14 protein-coding genes are annotated in these 15,825 nt (G+C 57.0%); 2 read left to right on the forward strand and 12 right to left on the reverse strand.

All coding sequences use genetic code 11. The annotated features are described in order from the left end of the window. Window positions 1-156 precede the first annotated feature (156 nt). The 5 genes from EPN93_15395 to EPN93_15415 all read right to left on the reverse strand — a co-directional run bounded on the left by EPN93_15395 (window position 157) and on the right by EPN93_15415 (window position 4,994). Window positions 157-1,872: an L-aspartate oxidase gene (locus EPN93_15395; GenBank protein TAL32689.1), complete on the reverse strand. Its 1,716-nt coding sequence runs from the start codon at window positions 1,870-1,872 to the stop codon at window positions 157-159. 54 nt (window positions 1,873-1,926) lie between these two features. Then, entirely contained in the window at window positions 1,927-2,949 is a 1,023-nt protein-coding gene (locus tag EPN93_15400; GenBank protein TAL32690.1) for a fibronectin type III domain-containing protein, read from the reverse strand. A gap of 19 nt (window positions 2,950-2,968) precedes the next feature. Continuing rightward, entirely contained in the window at window positions 2,969-4,060 is a 1,092-nt protein-coding gene (locus tag EPN93_15405) for a fibronectin type III domain-containing protein (GenBank protein TAL32691.1), read from the reverse strand. Window positions 4,061-4,214: 154 nt separating this feature from the next. Next, on the reverse strand, window positions 4,215-4,613 hold the full coding sequence (locus EPN93_15410) for an anti-sigma factor antagonist (GenBank protein TAL32692.1): 399 nt from the start codon (window positions 4,611-4,613) through the stop codon (window positions 4,215-4,217). Next, window positions 4,614-4,994, reverse strand: coding sequence for an anti-sigma factor antagonist (locus tag EPN93_15415; GenBank protein ID TAL32693.1), 381 nt, complete (start codon window positions 4,992-4,994; stop codon window positions 4,614-4,616). Window positions 4,995-5,211: 217 nt separating this feature from the next. On the opposite strand from EPN93_15415, the gene EPN93_15420 reads away from it, so the two are divergent. Next, window positions 5,212-5,679, forward strand: coding sequence for a hypothetical protein (locus EPN93_15420; protein TAL32694.1), 468 nt, complete (start codon window positions 5,212-5,214; stop codon window positions 5,677-5,679). Window positions 5,680-6,146: 467 nt separating this feature from the next. Continuing rightward, complete coding sequence (locus EPN93_15425) at window positions 6,147-6,539, forward strand: VOC family protein (protein TAL32695.1); 393 nt, start codon at window positions 6,147-6,149, stop codon at window positions 6,537-6,539. 36 nt (window positions 6,540-6,575) lie between these two features. Here the strand turns inward: EPN93_15425 and EPN93_15430 are convergent, their stop codons facing one another. From EPN93_15430 to EPN93_15460, 7 genes are all read right to left on the reverse strand, one after another. Then, complete coding sequence (locus tag EPN93_15430; protein ID TAL32696.1) at window positions 6,576-7,790, reverse strand: Zn-dependent exopeptidase M28; 1,215 nt, start codon at window positions 7,788-7,790, stop codon at window positions 6,576-6,578. 81 nt (window positions 7,791-7,871) lie between these two features. After that, complete coding sequence (locus tag EPN93_15435) at window positions 7,872-8,639, reverse strand: AraC family transcriptional regulator (protein ID TAL32697.1); 768 nt, start codon at window positions 8,637-8,639, stop codon at window positions 7,872-7,874. Window positions 8,640-8,728: 89 nt separating this feature from the next. Continuing rightward, entirely contained in the window at window positions 8,729-12,082 is a 3,354-nt protein-coding gene (locus tag EPN93_15440; GenBank protein ID TAL32698.1) for an efflux RND transporter permease subunit, read from the reverse strand. Window positions 12,083-12,086: 4 nt separating this feature from the next. Then, a complete protein-coding gene (locus tag EPN93_15445; protein ID TAL32699.1) occupies window positions 12,087-13,613 on the reverse strand; it encodes a TolC family protein in 1,527 nt (508 codons plus the stop codon). Beyond that, window positions 13,606-14,340 (reverse strand): TetR/AcrR family transcriptional regulator, encoded by a 735-nt coding sequence (locus EPN93_15450; protein TAL32700.1) that lies wholly within the window; start codon window positions 14,338-14,340, stop codon window positions 13,606-13,608. Before EPN93_15450 ends, EPN93_15445 begins: the two co-directional genes overlap by 8 nt. A 290-nt stretch (window positions 14,341-14,630) precedes the next feature. Further along, the gene (locus tag EPN93_15455) at window positions 14,631-14,924 is read right to left on the reverse strand and encodes a hypothetical protein (protein TAL32701.1); all 294 of its coding nucleotides are present in this window, start codon (window positions 14,922-14,924) and stop codon (window positions 14,631-14,633) included. 13 nt (window positions 14,925-14,937) lie between these two features. Further along, entirely contained in the window at window positions 14,938-15,447 is a 510-nt protein-coding gene (locus EPN93_15460; GenBank protein TAL32702.1) for a sigma-70 family RNA polymerase sigma factor, read from the reverse strand. Window positions 15,448-15,825 lie beyond the last annotated feature (378 nt).

A 15,825-nucleotide genomic window follows, 5' to 3' on the forward strand; every position in this document is an offset into this window, starting at 1 on the left:
CATCTCGCCCGACGCCTTGAGCACCAGCACGTCGCTCCCTATCCCGATACTAAGCATTCCTTATCACTCAGATGATTTGTCGTGTGCGCACAGATACTGAAAAATACACCCGGCGGGCGCCGGACTCAAGGCATTTTTCGGGTTTTCACCGGGGGATCACACCCGGGACACGGGGCCGTCCGGCGAAGGAAAGGAGATGCCCTCCAGGGATATCATCGCCGGCTCCTGCCCGGTACGCAGCACCACGCTCTTTCGCAGCCCCTCGACCGGCTCGGGGTAATCGGTGTTGTAATGCAACCCGCGGCTCTCCTTGCGCGTAACGGCTCCCCGTATGATGAGCTTGGCGAGCGTCGCGAGCGTCCGCAGCTCCACAAGCCGGGCCGACACGGTACTGCGCCGGTAGTAGTCCTTGATCTCCTCGTCCAGGAGCAGGATGCGGCGATACGCCCTCTGCAGGCGCAGGTTGGAGCGCACGATGCCCACGTAGTCCCACATGAGGCGCTTCACGTCCTCCACGTTATGCTGGATGAGGATCCACTCCTCCAGGTCGAAGGTTCCCTCCTTGTTCCAGTGCGGGAACTCGGGAATGCGCGTATCGGCCCCCGCCGCCGTCGAATTGTCTCTCAGGTACTCGTACGCGCAATGGGAGAACACGACCCCTTCGAGAAGGGAATTGCTCGCCAGCCGGTTTGCCCCATGAACGCCCGTGCACGCGCACTCGCCCGACACGAAGAGGTTCCTCACGGAGCTTCGCCCGTACAGGTCCGATACCACGCCCCCGCACAGGTAGTGCGCGGCCGGGACCACGGGAATGGACTGCCGGGAAATGTCGATCCCGCGCTTCAGGCAGTGGGAATAGATGTAGGGGAAGCGCTTGAGGAGAAAATCCCCGCTCTTGAACGAGATGTCGATGTAGACGCAGCGCTCGCCGGATTTTTTCAATTCCCAGTCGATCGCGCGCGCGACAATATCGCGCGGGGCGAGTTCCTTCATGGGATGGACGCCGTCCATGAAGCGCTCTCCCTTCCTGTTCAGGAGGATCGCCCCTTCACCGCGCACCGCCTCGCTTATAAGGAAGGAACGTCCCTGCTGGTTTTCTATGAAGAGCGTGGTGGGATGGAACTGGATGAATTCCATGTCCGCGATCATCGCCCCCGCGCGGTAGGCCATCGCGATGCCGTCCCCGGTCGCGATCTCCGGGTTCGTGGTATGAAGGTACACCTGTCCCGCCCCGCCGGAGGCGAGGAAGGTGGTGCGGGAATTGAATATGTGCACGGCGCCCGTCGCGTTTTCAAGGATATAGGCCCCGAAGCAGGTGACCGGCTCGTCCTTCCCCGGGCGCGTATCAGGATGCGCGAGACCAAGCTGGTGTTCCGTCAGGAGGTCGACCGCGGTATGATTTTCGAAGATGGTGATGTTGGGAATGGTGGAAATCTTGTTCAGCAGGGCGTTCTCGATCTCCCGGCCGGTGAGATCGGTCGCGTGGACGATGCGGTTCCGGGAATGCCCCCCCTCCCTGCCCAGGTCAAGGACCGTCTGCCCGTGCTCGTCGCGCGTCGTGGAAAAATGGGTTCCCCATTCCATGAGCTCCCTGACGCGCTCCGGGCCCGTCTTGACGAGTATCTCGACGGCCCGGGGGTTGCACAGCCCGGCGCCCGCACGAAGGGTGTCCTCGATATGGCTCTCGAACTCGTCGCCGGGTGCGATAACCGAGGCTATCCCGCCCTGCGCGTAGTTGGTGTTCGAGTCGAAGTCTTTTTTCTTCGTGACGATATTGACCGTGCCCAGCGTCGAGGCCTTGATCGCGAACGTGAGGCCCGCAATGCCGCTGCCGATAACCAGAAAATCGGAATAGAATCGCCTGGAAGTCATAGCGGAGTGTAGCGTGTCGCCGGGGGAGGGTGTCAACTGTAATTTAGCCGGACGTTACCAGCACGCGCAGATGACGCGATGGGTCTTGTTGCACTTGGAAGTCGCGGAGCTTATCCATTCCGTATCGGTCTTGTTCTTCTTGCCGATCATGCCGTCCTGGCCACCGGTGGCAACCGTCCATCCGCTGCAATTATTCGTCAAATCGGAGTTGCCGGCCGCATTCGACCCGGACCACCAGTTGCCCGAGCTTATCCCTGATTTCGCCAGCGTTTGTTCCAGGTCGCCCCCATCGAAAAGATCGCCCCAATTCGCCGCGATCTGGTCGGCCTTTTTCCCGGACGGACCCCGGATGGCCCGGTCGGTGGGCACAGCGTAATTGGCGGGCATGTCGGCAATCTCGTCCGCCGCGTCGATGCTGATGAACGCGCGTATAGTGTCGCACGGCATCTCGTCATAATTCTCGGATTTAATAACCCGGCATAGCGAATCGGCCTTCTCCCGCGAAGTGCCCGGTATGGGATTTACGAGATCCGATACAAGGTCGCCCGCCACCTCGTCCGTGGAAAAGAGAAACACCAGGTTCGCGGGATGCGTAGTACTGCGGGTGGACATATAGGAGGAGCGATTCCCCGATTCGTCGCGCACGACCACATTGAAATAGTACCGGGTGCCCGCAACAAGTCCGGAAATCTGGACGGTGCCTGTCGCAGGAGTCCAATCCCTCACCAGAGTAAGCGAAGCCTCGTTCGCGTCGATCTCCCCAACGGTGCGGAGATTGTTGATGTGCGAGCGGTATACGCGGTATTCGAGCGATCCCTGCGGGGTCTTCATATCGGTCGCCTGTTCCCAAGAAAGTTCGATCGAGGTGAAGGTACGGTCTTCCATCGCGATGATGCTGTATCCCCCGGGCACGGGGTATCCCGCATACTGGCCGTCACGCTCCAAATCGTTGACCTGCTCTACGTCCTGGCGCATCCCGTCTTCGCAGAAGAGGAAGATCGATATAAACAGGAGCGGGATGAGCGGGACACGTCGCCATGTGTTCGGGGACGGTCGGGAAGAAGTGGGAGGGTTCATACGCTACCGGTCCCGTTCCTCACCAACACGCACAGAGTAGGCGCTGCGGCGTATTACAATTCACATTGTCGTCGGAGATCCAGTGCGAATCGGCCATGGTCTTTTTTCCCATTCTTCCGAAGGCGGAATTGTTGCCCACCGACCAGCCGTTGCAATTGTAGCCCTGGGTGGTGCCGGTCGGATCCGTCGCGAAGCTTCCATCCCCCAGGGAGCCCGACCACCAGTCCTGTCCGGCGATATCCGCGGCCAACAAATCGTAGGCGAGCTCATCCGCATCGAAGAGATCGGCCCAGTTGTCCGCGACCTTATAGAACGCCGGGCCCGGCCCGCGCACCGGCTGGTCAACGGGCAGGCCAAATGTTTCCGGCATCCCCTTGATAGAGTCATACCCCGCCGTATTGGAAACTATTTCCCCCGTGCTGATAAACGCGTGCACTGCGGTGCAGGGAAGGTCCGCGAAGTCGTTCGCCCTCACCGCGACACAGATCGCGTCGAGATGGTCCCGGATGGGAGTACCAACAACCGACGTCGTCACGAGGGTGGTAACGGGGACCGGTACGGCCATGAGGTTGCCGTTGTACGTATCGCTTGGGGAAAAAAGGAAAATTCCGTTCGCGACCAGCGTCGCGCCGGAGGTTGATGTGTAGGCCGCTCGATTTCCGTCGGCATCTGTTACAACCACATTGAAGTAATAGCTGGTGCCGGCAATGAGGCCGGTTATATTGAACGTGGAGAGCGCATACGAGTCGGCGGCCAGGAGTACGGTGGAAAGATTCGCGTCGATATCTTCAAGGGTGTGAATGTTGTTGATCTTGGAACAATACACCTGGTACCGGAGCTCAGCCGGCAGCGTAACCGTATCTATCCCCGGGAGCCATTTCAGTTGTAGTGAAGTGAACGTGATAGCGGAAATGGTGATCGCGCCGCCGTTCCCTGGTTCGGGAAAGCCCTCGGCCGAAGAGCCTTCCTCACGCTCCTGGTCGTTTACGGATTCGACATCCCTGCTAAAGTTGTCCTGAAAGCAGCCAAACGGAACAAGAAAACCACATGCCAGAAGCACCGCGAAGAACGCGGCGGTGAGCCTTCTAACCGTATGTTTCCCTGGACGCATTCGCTTCACGCTTTCATCTTGACGTTCCCGTCACGCTTAGATTTGCTAAGTACGCAAACCAGAATAATATACTACATTTCCGGGGAAGAGACAAGTTTTCCAGCACTTTTAATTATAATAAATGTATTTTTTTATAAAAAAGGGCCTCTTTAGTCTAAAGGTAACGGAAATGTGCCATTGCCTCGGCTTCGAGGTTGAAAATCAGGACCAGCTTCTGGAGATTGATGGTTTTAAGTACGGTCTTGATTTCCGGCTGGATGTTGAATATCGCGATTTCCCCGTTTTTCGGGCTCATGAGCTTGGAGGCGTTGATAAAAACACCAATCCCGGAGCTGTCCAGCTGCTCCACGTTTTTCATATCGATTACGATCTTTTGCGCCCCCCCGCGGATAATGGTCTCGAGAAAGGCGGTCAGCGCGGCGCCCGTGTTGAGGTCGATCGACGGGGCATTGATATTGACCCTGAAAATGTACAGATTGTAGTCGATCGCCGTGGCGGCGATGGGCGAGAGCCGGATGATTTCGAGTTCAAGTTCCACCGAGGCCTCCGGCACTCAAACGATGCGCAAATATTCGATGACATCGGATTCGAAGCTAAATATTTTTATAAAGCGCTGCAGGCTCACGACCTTGAAAATCGCCTCGATGTCCGGCGGCACATTCAGTATCACGAGATCGCCCTTGTGCTGGCGGATGAGCTTGGTCGCGTTGATGATGATGCCGATGGCCGAACTGTCAATCTGTTCAAGGTCCTTGAGATCCACGACGATCTTCCGGGCGCCGCCGGCGACGAGCGTTTCGAGGAGGATCCTGAGGCTTTTTGAGCTGCTCAGGTCGGCGATCTTTCCGATCTCTATTTTAAACGCAAGCGCGTTGTAATCGATTTTATCGGTCACAAGCTTTGCGAAATTCAGGACCTGCACATTGTAGCGCATCGTATCGACCCCGGTTTCATGTCATGCCCGCAGCCTCAAAAGTATGCCCCGGAATCCGGCGAATTCAAGCTTTTTTTAGGGAGCCATGCGCGAACCGTATCCGGGTGTGAATTAAGTTTCAGACGTTTCGCATTGAGAATCTATGAAAATGTTAATATTTTCAGACCCTCATTCGTATTCATTTCATACGCTCCACGTTTTCTCCGGAGGATACGGAATGCTGCGAACGAGCATCAACATGAGAAACGATATCTTCTTTAAGATAAGCATCGCCACAGTCCGGCTTGGGAAATCTCAACGCGAGGTCGTGATTATGCTTCTTAGCCGCATACGGGGCGATATCGATCACTTCCAGGGGGGGTTTACCCTAGTGAAGTACCAGCCGCGCGATCCCCGGAAGCTTTGGCATTGTTTTCCGATTTCCTTCAGGGAGGCTGAGAATGAGCTTGTTTCGGATTTTCGTAAGCTTGGTAGGTTCTCCGTCTCCTACCTGGTGGCGATCGCCACGGACCGATATCTGGACGAAATATTGCAAGGCAAGAAAAACAGGCATAACTATGCAAAGTTTTCTCACTATGCCATCGGCCAGAGGATCGAAAATGGCGTCATTTGCTGGGAATTGTACTGGGGAGACCCCGGCGACACGCCGAAGCGGAAAATACACCGCCGTATCAGCACCGACTAAGGCATCTACCCGAAAATTAATTCACACCCGCCTTCACGCGGCCCATGGACGAAGCCCGGAATTCGCCGTATATTAATCGTGACGATTCGGGGCGACTGCCCGGGAGGATGCGCATGGAAACTATGACATCGATCGAATATACCTGTGAAGAGTGCGGAATGTCGTTCAGCTGCGAGAGCGATAGGGCGGACCATGGGTGCTGTCATGAAGCGTATGCGGGCGAGACGGAAAATTGCCCGCGGCCGGGAAAAGAAGCGGGTGTGAAGGATGCGCAACCCCGGACCCGGCGCTGAATCATTATGTTCGATAATTAATTTTGAAACCGCGTTCACTATTCGTATCTTGAAGGACTATAGCCATGATTCAACCGCACGCCCGCATATGAGTGGTTGAATCACAGCCCACGCTTATTAAACATTTGCCGCAGGACGGACGCATTCGCCGGCGGCGTTATATTGGAGAACACTATGAATCCCGTCATACACTTCGAAATGCCCGCCGAAAAGCGGGAGCGCATGGCTGCCTTTTATTCCCAGGTTTTCGACTGGAAGACCCAGCTCCTGGGCCCCGATATGGGGGACTACGTACTGGCCACCACGACCGAGAGCGATGGCGACGGCCGTCCCGTGAAACCGGGGGCGATCAACGGGGGCTTCTTCCCGAAAACGGACGACATGCCGGCGCAATTCCCCTCGATCGTGATCGGGGTCGACGATATTAAAGAGCACATGAAAAAGGTGACGAAGGCCGGGGGAACGGTGCTCGGGGAACCCATGGAAATACCGGGCATAGGATGGTACGTTTCCTTTATCGACACGGAGGGCAACAGGGTGAGCATGCTGCAACCCTCCGCGATGTAGGCCTGGATCGGAAAATACGCGCGATGCGAGCCGCGCTTACAGCCGTCGCACGATCTCCGCAATCATCCGCGCGGCGGCGGCGGTTTTTTCACAATCGACGATATCCGGGTTGTCGGCTTCCGTGTGGGTGAGAGCTTGGGTTTCCATTCCCGCGGTAAGCCACAGGGAGCTTACCGCTATCGCGGGCACGCCATACTGCATAAAGATGCTGTGATCGCCTTGGGGCCACTCGGGACCGGTGACTGCACCGGAAGCCTCGCGTATCACCCCTTCCGCCGTCTCCCGCACATGGTCTGGAGTTCCGTAGAACGAGAAGGCCGTATCGCCCTCCATATATCCCGCGCCGTCGATATTGATATTCAACATGATCCCGCCAAACCTGCCTTCGTTCTTCCGGATGAAATCCATCTGCCCCGGGACCGCGTAGTAGTCCTCGCCGTTGAACGCAGCGAGCTCAAGCTGAAAACCGCCCGTGTAGTCGCGCAGGAGTTCCGCGGCGAGCAGTAGAATCACCACCCCGGTCGCGTTGTCGATTGCCCCGGGGGTTCCCTTCTTGGCATCGATATGCGCGGTGAGAACGATTCGTTTCGCCCCGGAGACACGCCTGAGAGCGGTGACGTTGAAGGCCTTGTCCGGCCTTCTGGCCGCGGATGAGCGAATCGTAACCATCCCTCCACTGTGCGCAAGAAGTCGCGCTCCCTCAACGTCGGTCATATACACCGACGGGATGTCGAAGTCCCCATCCTCGATGAGTGGGAATGGATAGGCGCCGCCCGCGAGCGCTGAATTTCTCCCCGTGGCGCAAATGATCACCGCGGGATTCTTATGTTCGAGGAGCGAGATTATCATGCGGTGACTTTCAGGATTGTAGAAGATAAAGTTCTTGGGCATAAGCTGTTCACGGGCTATCTCCCCGTGGAGAAGGACCGCCTTCCCGCGGAGCTCCGCTCGTTCCAGTTCATGAACGCTTGATACGCGGACAAGTTCCGCCTCCTCGATCGAGCATCCTCTGGAGTAGGGGCTCGCCTGGACGTGGAACGAATCCCCGCGGAACGTGAGCCCCGCCGCGCCTCCATCCCAGTCCACAACATCGAGTGCATCCGTCTCGATTTCCCATCCAAACGAGGACGCTGTTCTTTCGAAGAATTCCGTCGCCTCCCTGTTTCCGCGACTGCCCACGGCACGGTTCCCTACCCGGCGGCAGAGAACGTCCAGGTGGCATGCGGCCTTTTCTACAAGCGTGGTATTCATGGCATATCTCCTTTTGGTTTTTCCGGATACCTGCCACAATGCTGAAAATACCGATTGTATAAAAACGCCATTTCGTAGAATTCACATCGCCCGTGAAAATTCCAGCGGGGTGAGTCCGCACAGCCTCCTGAATTCCCTTATGCAATGGGACTGGTCGTAGAAGCCGGCCTCAAGGGCTGCCGTGGTCGTGTCCCGGTGCCTCCCGAGCAGCGCGATACAGTGTTCGAACCTCACTATCTCCGCATATTTCTTGGGCGATAGCCCCGTGCGCTCGCGAAATATCCTCTGCATGCTTCGTTTCGAAAGGTCGAACCGCTCCAGGCTCTTGTGCGGAACGGTCGTCCCCCTGCTGTGTTCGATTTCGTCGACACACGACCTGACGAAGTAATCGCCGCAGCACGCGTCTCCTGCCGTTTTCAGGAGAATAAACTTCTCAATTACCGCGATGCGGGAGGGATCGTCCACGCAATCCAGGAACTCCTCCTCCAGATCGCTCCATTCGCACACGACTTCGGCAAGCCCGACGGTTAAGTCCGTGATCTCGTGCACCGGCAGGCCAAGGACCCTGAACGCTGCATGGGTGTGCAACACGGCCCCGATCATCCCGCATGAGCCGCCCGCGGAAACATGGCTGTAGGAAGTCTTCTGCCCGCACAAGGCGAAACGCGGATGTATCAAAGCGGATCCGGAGGGCAGCGTATCGATAAAAGGATCGCCATAGTGGAAAATGACCTGGATGCGACCAGTAGGATACACGAGCTCCGAGTGAGCCGCATCAAGGCTGGAGAGCGCCCAGAAGCAGCTCACGAATTCCGCCAGACGCGGAGACGGGGTGTATGTAATGACCATCTCAAACCTCCCGTTCGAGCATCATTCTCCCTGGATACGACCGTCGCCAGAAATTTTTTGCATACCCCGCTTTGGGGTATGCGTAGAGCCTACTTCTTTTTTCTGGACGTGTCGCGCCTGACCGGGCCCGTCACCGCAAGGGGCATATCATCGCCGGCGAATGCCAGGTCGCCGTGTTTCCGTTCGAATTTTTTCAGGTCGTTCACGATCTCGTGGGCGATGCTGTCCTCGCCGTTAGTATTATCGGCCCCCGCCCCCTGCTTCTCCGGCGCGGGACGGAACTTGCTCTCGATCGACTCGCGGATCCTGTCGATGTATTCGAACACCGCGGGAACCACGAGCAGCGTGATGAGCGTCGACACCACGAGCCCGCCAATGATCGCGATACCCATAGATACCCGGTACTTGGCCGCCTCGCCCACGCCCAGCGCGACGGGAAGCGTGCCCGCGAGCATCGCGAAGGTCGTCATGAGGATGGGCCGAAGCCTGATCATGCCAGCCTTGATGATCGCGTCTTTCCGCGGGAGTCCCGCGCGCGTACCCTCCAGCGCGAAGTCCACCAGCAGGATGGAGTTCTTTGTCACAAGCCCCAGGAGCATTACGACCCCGATCATGCAGTTCATGTCCATAAGCTTGCCCGTGATGAACAGCGCGAGGAACGCGCCGGACATCGCCGGCGGCAGGGCCAGGAGAATGGTCACCGGCGTGATGAATGATTCATACAGGCTGGCCAGCACCAGGTAGATGAACACGATCGAGAGCATGAACGCGAAGCTGATATTCTTGATCATGTCCTCGAATGCGTCGGCCCGCCCCACGAAGCCATAGGTCACGCCCTGGGGAAGACCCAGGTCCTTTTCGAGTATCTGGCGCGTCTTCCCGATCGCGTTTCCATCGGCACCCCCCGGCGCGATGTTTGCGAGGATCTGGATGATGCGCGAGCGGTCCTGCCTCAGGATCTTCGCCGGCCCGGTTGTGTTCACGCCAACGGCGATCGCCGAGAGCGGAATTACCTTCTGCTTCATGTTGGGGATGCGGGTCTCGTTGTACACGCGCTGGAGGTCGCGCTGGTCGGGCTGCAGCCTCATGCGGATGTCGTACTCGAGATCCTGGGACTTGTCCTTGAATTTGCCCACCACACCCCCTTCCACCCGGTAGCGCAGCTCCGCGCCCGCGGTCCTGTGAGAGACGCCCAGCATCTGCATCTTCTGCTCGTTCAGCTGCACCTGGAACTCGGGCTTGCCGGTCTGGAAGCTCGTCGTTATCTCCGTCAGGTCAGGGATTTCCTTGAGCTTATCCATCACCTTGAGCGAGTACTGGTGGAGGACCTCGAGGTCGTCTCCCGACAGATTCAGGATGTAGGGCTTGTTCCCGGATCCCCCGGCCGAACGCGTGTAGTTATCCAGGGAAGGATTGGCGACCGCAAACTGCTTTTCCTTCAGGAAACCGCGAATCTCCTCTTTGAGCTGGTTGGTCGTCCGATTCCTCTCCGTGCGCGGCACCATGAATACGCCGATAGAGGCAAGGTTGTATTCACCCTGGTCATTACCTATCTGGATATTCATGTGGTGAAGCTCGGGGACGGTCTTGATTTTATCCGCGATCTTCTGGGCCAGGTCCTGGGTTCCGTAGATGCTCGTCCCGGGAGGCATCTCGATGCTGACGATGAACTCGCCCTCGTCGGGATCGGCCTGGAATGTCTTGCCGATAACGAAAAACGCGCCGATGCTCAGAAAAAACACCAGTGAAGTAATCCCGACGATCTTCATCGGGTTGTTGACGCTGTAGTTGATGAGCTTGGAATATACCTTGTCGGTCCGATCTTGAAAAGCGTCGAACTTCCGCACCAGAATGTTCTTCGCTTTGCCGCCCTTGCCCGCAAAATAAGCAGACAGCAACGGTGCCACGGTGAGCGCGTCGAAGAGGCTTATCGACATCGCGAACACGACCGTGAGACCAAACTGCTTGAAAAACCTGCCCACGATGCCCTGTAGAAAGCCTATGGGCAGGAATACGGCAATGACCGTAAGCGTAGTCGCGATGACCGCGAGCATCACCTCCTTGGTTCCGTGCTCGGCCGCCTTCATCGGGTGCATCCCGGACTCGAGCTTTCGGAAAATGTTCTCCCTCACCACGATCGCGTCGTCCACCAGGAGTCCCACCGTGAGCGAGAGGGCGAGCAGGGTCATGATATTCACCGTGAAATCCATGAAGTACATGATGACGAAGGCGCCCAGGAGCGAGTTGGGTATCGCAACCCCCGTGATGATTGTCGATCGGAGGTTGCCCAGGAAGAGGTATACCACGACCACGGCCAGGAGTATGCCTATGATCATGGTTTCCTTAACGTCGTCGACGTTGCGCCTGATATACTTGGCGGTGTCGTACACGAAGACAAGCTTGGGATCTCCCTTCGTCGCCTTGATAATCGCGTTCACCTTGTCGATGCGCTTCAGCACCCCATCGGTGACCGCGACGCTGTTGGTTCCCGACTGCTTGAAGATATCGATCACCAGTGCCGGTTTTTGTTCGAACTTCATCTCCTTGGCTTTCTCGCCGCCGAACATCCGCTTGAAGAATCCGGGCTGTTCCCCCTGTTCTTCGATGGGGTAATACAGGTAGGAGATGGTCTTCACCTCTTCGGCGTCGTCGCGAACGACCCCCAGTTTTTCCAGGGTGATCGCGTTGGAGACGTCGTTCTCGAAACTGATTACGGATTTCTTGATCTGCTCGATGTTCGTGAACTCGCCAATCGTCCTGAACAGCGTGGATGTCTGCCCACGATCATATTTGCCCACCGGGATGTTCGCGCCGGTGTTCTTGAGCTGGTTTGCCACCGTGATCGCGGAGATCTCGTACGCGTTCAGCTTGTTAAGGTCGAGCTCCACCTGTATCTCCCTGCGCCGGCCGCCGGATATGCGCACTTCGCCCACCCCGCTCACCTGCTCGATGACGGGCTTAATCCGCTCTTTCACCAGGTCGTACATCTCCGTGGGCGGGAGGTCTCCCGTCACCGCCAGGGTGAGTACGGGCATGTCGGTGAAGTCGAACTGGCGTATGAGAGGTTCCTGCTCGAGATCGGTCGGCAACTCTCCGCGCGCGATAGAAACCTTCTCGCGCACCTTCTCTTCGGCGTAACGCACCTGCGTCTCGTAGGTAAATTCAGCCACCACGACCGAGAGACCCTCGAGGTTCCTCGATGTGAGCCTCTTGATCCCCGCGATGGTACTCATCTGCTCCTCGAGGGGCTTGGTGATCAGGTTCTCTATCTCCTCCGGCGTGGCGCCGGGATAGATGGTGGTCACCGTCACCACCGGAAAGTCGATGGGAGGAAAAAGGTCCACCCCCAGCCTATTGAAACCAATAATGCCCGTGACCAGAATCAGGATCACGATGCACCCTATGAGGATAGGCCGCTTGATTGCCAGCCGCGCTATATTCATGTGATTACTCCTTTACCTGCTTGATGTATTTTTCCACGTCCACGTTGTATCGCTCGAATATCTCGTTCTTCGATAAATCAAGGCGCAGGAGCGCCACGTTGTAGGTGATGAGCGCCTCGAGCTCGCGCTGGCGCGCCGCCACGACCGTGTCCAGCGCCGTCTTTATATCGAGCGACTTCACCTTTCCCTGCCGGAACTTGACCATGATCTGCTGGTAATACGCCTCCGATTCGTTGCGCATCAGCCGCGACTTGCCGAGCACGCCGTGCTGCAGCTTCACCATGTCGTATTTCGAGTACACGTCGTCCCGCACCTCAAGCTTGAGGTTTGCCACCGCGAGCTCCGACTGCTTGATTTTAAGGTATGCGTTCCTTAAATTCGTCTCCGCCTCGCTGTCTCCAAGGGGGTAGCTCATCTTGAGCCGCACGTTCCACCCGGGATAATCCCCGGTAACCGTGTCGCCATATGCGCGCGCTATGCTCTCCTGTTGTCCCAGCGTCGTCCCCCCGAAACTGAGCGTGAGGGAAGGGAGCATGCCGTTTTCCTGTATCGAGAGCTCTTTTTTCGCGCTGTCGAGCTGCATCAGCGCGTTCCGGTAATCGACGCGTTTGATGAACGCCGTCTTCACACCCGCGTCGGGATCCAGCTCCGGGAGCGTTTCCACGAGGTCGGTCACGCCCTTAACCTTCGTATCGGGGGGCATGTTGAGCGTGCGCAGGAGCTTCCTGACCGCCTCCTTGTAGGACTGGCGCGCCATGTCGAGCTTCGACTCCGCCCCCGCGACGAGCGCATTGAACTGGTTCAGGTCGTAGCCCTCGGCCAGCCCATAGGCGAAGTTCTGCGCGATGATGTTGCGCACCTGGGTATTGCTTTCGAGCTCCAGCCGCGCGTTATCCGCCGCCGAGCGCTGCAGGCTCACGTTCCAGTAATCCACGAGCGTCGTCACCACGAGCCCCGCGAGCTGATCGATTATGGCCAGGCGCTGCATGGTGGTCGTGTTTTTTAGTATCCCCGCCTGTGCCCGGTCGTTCACGCCAAAGGTGTTTTTCAGAAGCTCCTGCTGGAGATTCACAAACAAGGCCGGCTTATGTAAAGGGGGCTGTTTGGGAATATTGAAGTCAGCTATGCCGGGATCGTTGCCGTCAAAATATATCTCCTTTACCCCGGCGGACAGGTTCGTACCACTTGAAAAATTCTTGGATATGCTTGCGACCGCATCCCATTGATATTGCTTATCTCCGGAGAAAACCGACATACCCGATGCCGGAGTCTTCTGCCACATATACCCGCCCTCGGCGGAGATCGTGGGCGCGTATTTCTTGTCGAACCTTTTCTCCGCGCTGTCGCTCATGATCACGTCGTATTTCGCGGCCCGCAGGCTCAGGTTGTTCTGGAGCACCAGGTCTATCGCCTGTTCAATCGTAAAGGACGCGCCATCGTCGGCGTCTTTCTCCTGCGCGTATCCTGCAGTGTACACGACGAGTACCGCGCCCGCGCACAGCACCGCGAGCGAATATCGTAGGCTAGTCATTGAGTGTTCCTCCTATCTGGTCCTCTTTGATTTTCCGTATAAATTCGTCAAGATCCACGCACACCTCGGGCGGAATCGGCGGCACCGGGAGCGTTCCGCCTTCTGGCCGGAGGCCCTTGAAGCTCTGGCTCACGATATATTCGTAAAGCCGTTCCCCCCCCTTCTCCCCATAGAGCCTCTCCTCGTAGGGAGATCCCTGGAAGGTCTCCCTGTTGTTCGAAATGAACATCAGGAACATTATCATCTGCAGCACGAACAGGAACGGGTTTCGCGTCTCGAACACCCCTTCCGCCACGCCCTCCTCGATGACCTTCACGAGGCGCTCAAAGCGCGGAATCAGGTAATCCCGGAACAGCGGGTTCAGGAAGCGCCTGCCCTCCGCGACCTCGCGGGAGATAATCCTGTTCATGTCCGGGTCGGTCGCCTCGGTATACAGGCGCACCAGGAGATAGATCGCCGCGTGCAGCTTCTGGGGGGCGGTCATGCTGAACTTCTCGAAATCGTGCTGCTCCAGTTCACTGCGCTCGAGCCCGAAAAGCCGGTAAAGCACCTGCTGGTAGAGATTCTCCTTGCTGTTGAAATAATAGTGAATGAGCGCCTGGTTGGCGCGCGCTTTTTTCGCGATGGAGCTCATGCGCGCACCCGCGTACCCCTTGCCGGCGAATTCCTTTTTTGCCGCCCAGAGTATCCGCTCCCTGGTCTCATGCTGTTCGCGCTCGTTGCTCATTGCCGCACTTTCCCGACCTTCATCGAATTTCTCCCGTCCCCGGTCTTCTTTTTAAAGCGAGGGGGGTCTGATATAATCATCGCATTAAATTAACCAGTTAATTAAATTAAGCAATTAGTTTCAAACCGGCAACCCGGTCAAGGAAAATTTTTTATTTTCCCGGCCCCAGGATGTAAATAATTGGAAAATGGCTGCGCCGCCCGGGTCGATAAAATAAAAAGCGGAATTCCGGGGAACAGGGCCGCGACCCCATCCCCCGGGACCTACTATCGAGCCGATTATTCGCCTTCCTATGTGGTCTCGCCGGTTTTTCGTTTCCCGTGATCACTGTCGTACTCCTGCCACTTTTCCGAGATGTTCGACGGCATCACGAGCCCGAAAAACGCCGAGGTGAGCACCACAAGTCCGCCGATTGCGATGGAGCCGATCACAATACCCGTCACCATTGCCGGGGACAGCACCCCTCCGAAATTTAGGATCACGAAGGGCACGCCTGTGGCAAAGACCACCCCTCCGATGATTCCCGCGACGCTGGTGGCGCCGCCTCCGCCGAAATTAATTCCTTTCACGTCGTGATCATTCATGATTTTTCTCCTTTTATTTCTCGATTCGCAGCGCGATTCTCAGGGCGATGAGCGCATACCGGCACCGGCTTGCGGCCGTGTTCATGGAGATATGCATCGCCCGCCCAATCTCCCTGAACGTCAGACCGCCGTAGTACTTGAGACGCACCACCGCCTGCTGATGGGAAGGCAGACCGAGAATTGCTTTTTCCAATTCCCAGCTGGATATCACAAGGTCCTCATCCGGGCTGTATGACGGCTCGGGAATCCCCTGTGCCCGGAGCGCTTCCGGTTCCAGGGACACGAACCGCCTCCTCCGCGCCCTCTGCTTGAGAGCATTGAGCCAGACCGCGCGTGCCGCGTACGCCTGCAGATCGCGCACCATGCCTTCACCATAGGCCTGCCACACGGCAACGAGCGTTTCCTGGACCACATCCTCGGCATCGAGCCTGTCTTTCAGGATCGACTCCGCCATGCGGATAAGCTTTTCACGGGCACCGGCGATTTCCCGTTCAAACCCTGCATGTAAATCAGATTCAGTCATTCTCTTTCCTTCTGTAGGATGGATCCAAGCGCAGGATATTTTTGTCTAAATGCATGAAATATAATTGCTGACCCGTGATTTTTTTCTATTGGGCTCATGAACCATTTTGCTTTTTTAGCCACATTGATGCATAACAATGCCTATTTTCGCGTTAGGGTGGCCGATAAGCCCTCATCGTGGGGGAAGCATATCTGTATCCGTGTGAATCGGCGGCTAAGAATCTTTTCCACCACGAACGCGGCAAGGGCGAAAGAATATCGGACCCCCGGCCTTTTACACGCCTCTGCCGTAGCCTGACAGCCGGCCATGGTTTACCCGAAAAGATATTGACGAACGCGTCCCGGCGCGGAAAAAGTGTGCGTATCTCTTGAGCCCAAT

This window comes from Spirochaetota bacterium (genome assembly GCA_004297825.1).
Classification (GTDB): domain Bacteria; phylum Spirochaetota; class UBA4802; order UBA4802; family UBA5368; genus FW300-bin19.

Bases quoted from the DNA above. Each gene is read 5' to 3' on its own strand.
- EPN93_15395 (TAL32689.1), bottom strand. From the start codon at position 1,872: ATGACTTCCAGGCGATTCTATTCCGATTTTCTGGTTATCGGCAGCGGC.
- EPN93_15400 (TAL32690.1), bottom strand. From the start codon at position 2,949: ATGAACCCTCCCACTTCTTCCCGACCGTCCCCGAACACATGGCGACGT.
- EPN93_15405 (TAL32691.1), bottom strand. From the start codon at position 4,060: ATGCGTCCAGGGAAACATACGGTTAGAAGGCTCACCGCCGCGTTCTTC.
- EPN93_15415 (TAL32693.1), bottom strand. From the start codon at position 4,994: ATGCGCTACAATGTGCAGGTCCTGAATTTCGCAAAGCTTGTGACCGAT.
- EPN93_15420 (TAL32694.1), top strand. From the start codon at position 5,212: ATGCTGCGAACGAGCATCAACATGAGAAACGATATCTTCTTTAAGATA.
- EPN93_15425 (TAL32695.1), top strand. From the start codon at position 6,147: ATGAATCCCGTCATACACTTCGAAATGCCCGCCGAAAAGCGGGAGCGC.
- EPN93_15430 (TAL32696.1), bottom strand. From the start codon at position 7,790: ATGAATACCACGCTTGTAGAAAAGGCCGCATGCCACCTGGACGTTCTC.
- EPN93_15435 (TAL32697.1), bottom strand. From the start codon at position 8,639: ATGGTCATTACATACACCCCGTCTCCGCGTCTGGCGGAATTCGTGAGC.
- EPN93_15440 (TAL32698.1), bottom strand. From the start codon at position 12,082: ATGAATATAGCGCGGCTGGCAATCAAGCGGCCTATCCTCATAGGGTGC.
- EPN93_15445 (TAL32699.1), bottom strand. From the start codon at position 13,613: ATGACTAGCCTACGATATTCGCTCGCGGTGCTGTGCGCGGGCGCGGTA.
- EPN93_15450 (TAL32700.1), bottom strand. From the start codon at position 14,340: ATGAGCAACGAGCGCGAACAGCATGAGACCAGGGAGCGGATACTCTGG.
- EPN93_15455 (TAL32701.1), bottom strand. From the start codon at position 14,924: ATGAATGATCACGACGTGAAAGGAATTAATTTCGGCGGAGGCGGCGCC.
- EPN93_15460 (TAL32702.1), bottom strand. From the start codon at position 15,447: ATGACTGAATCTGATTTACATGCAGGGTTTGAACGGGAAATCGCCGGT.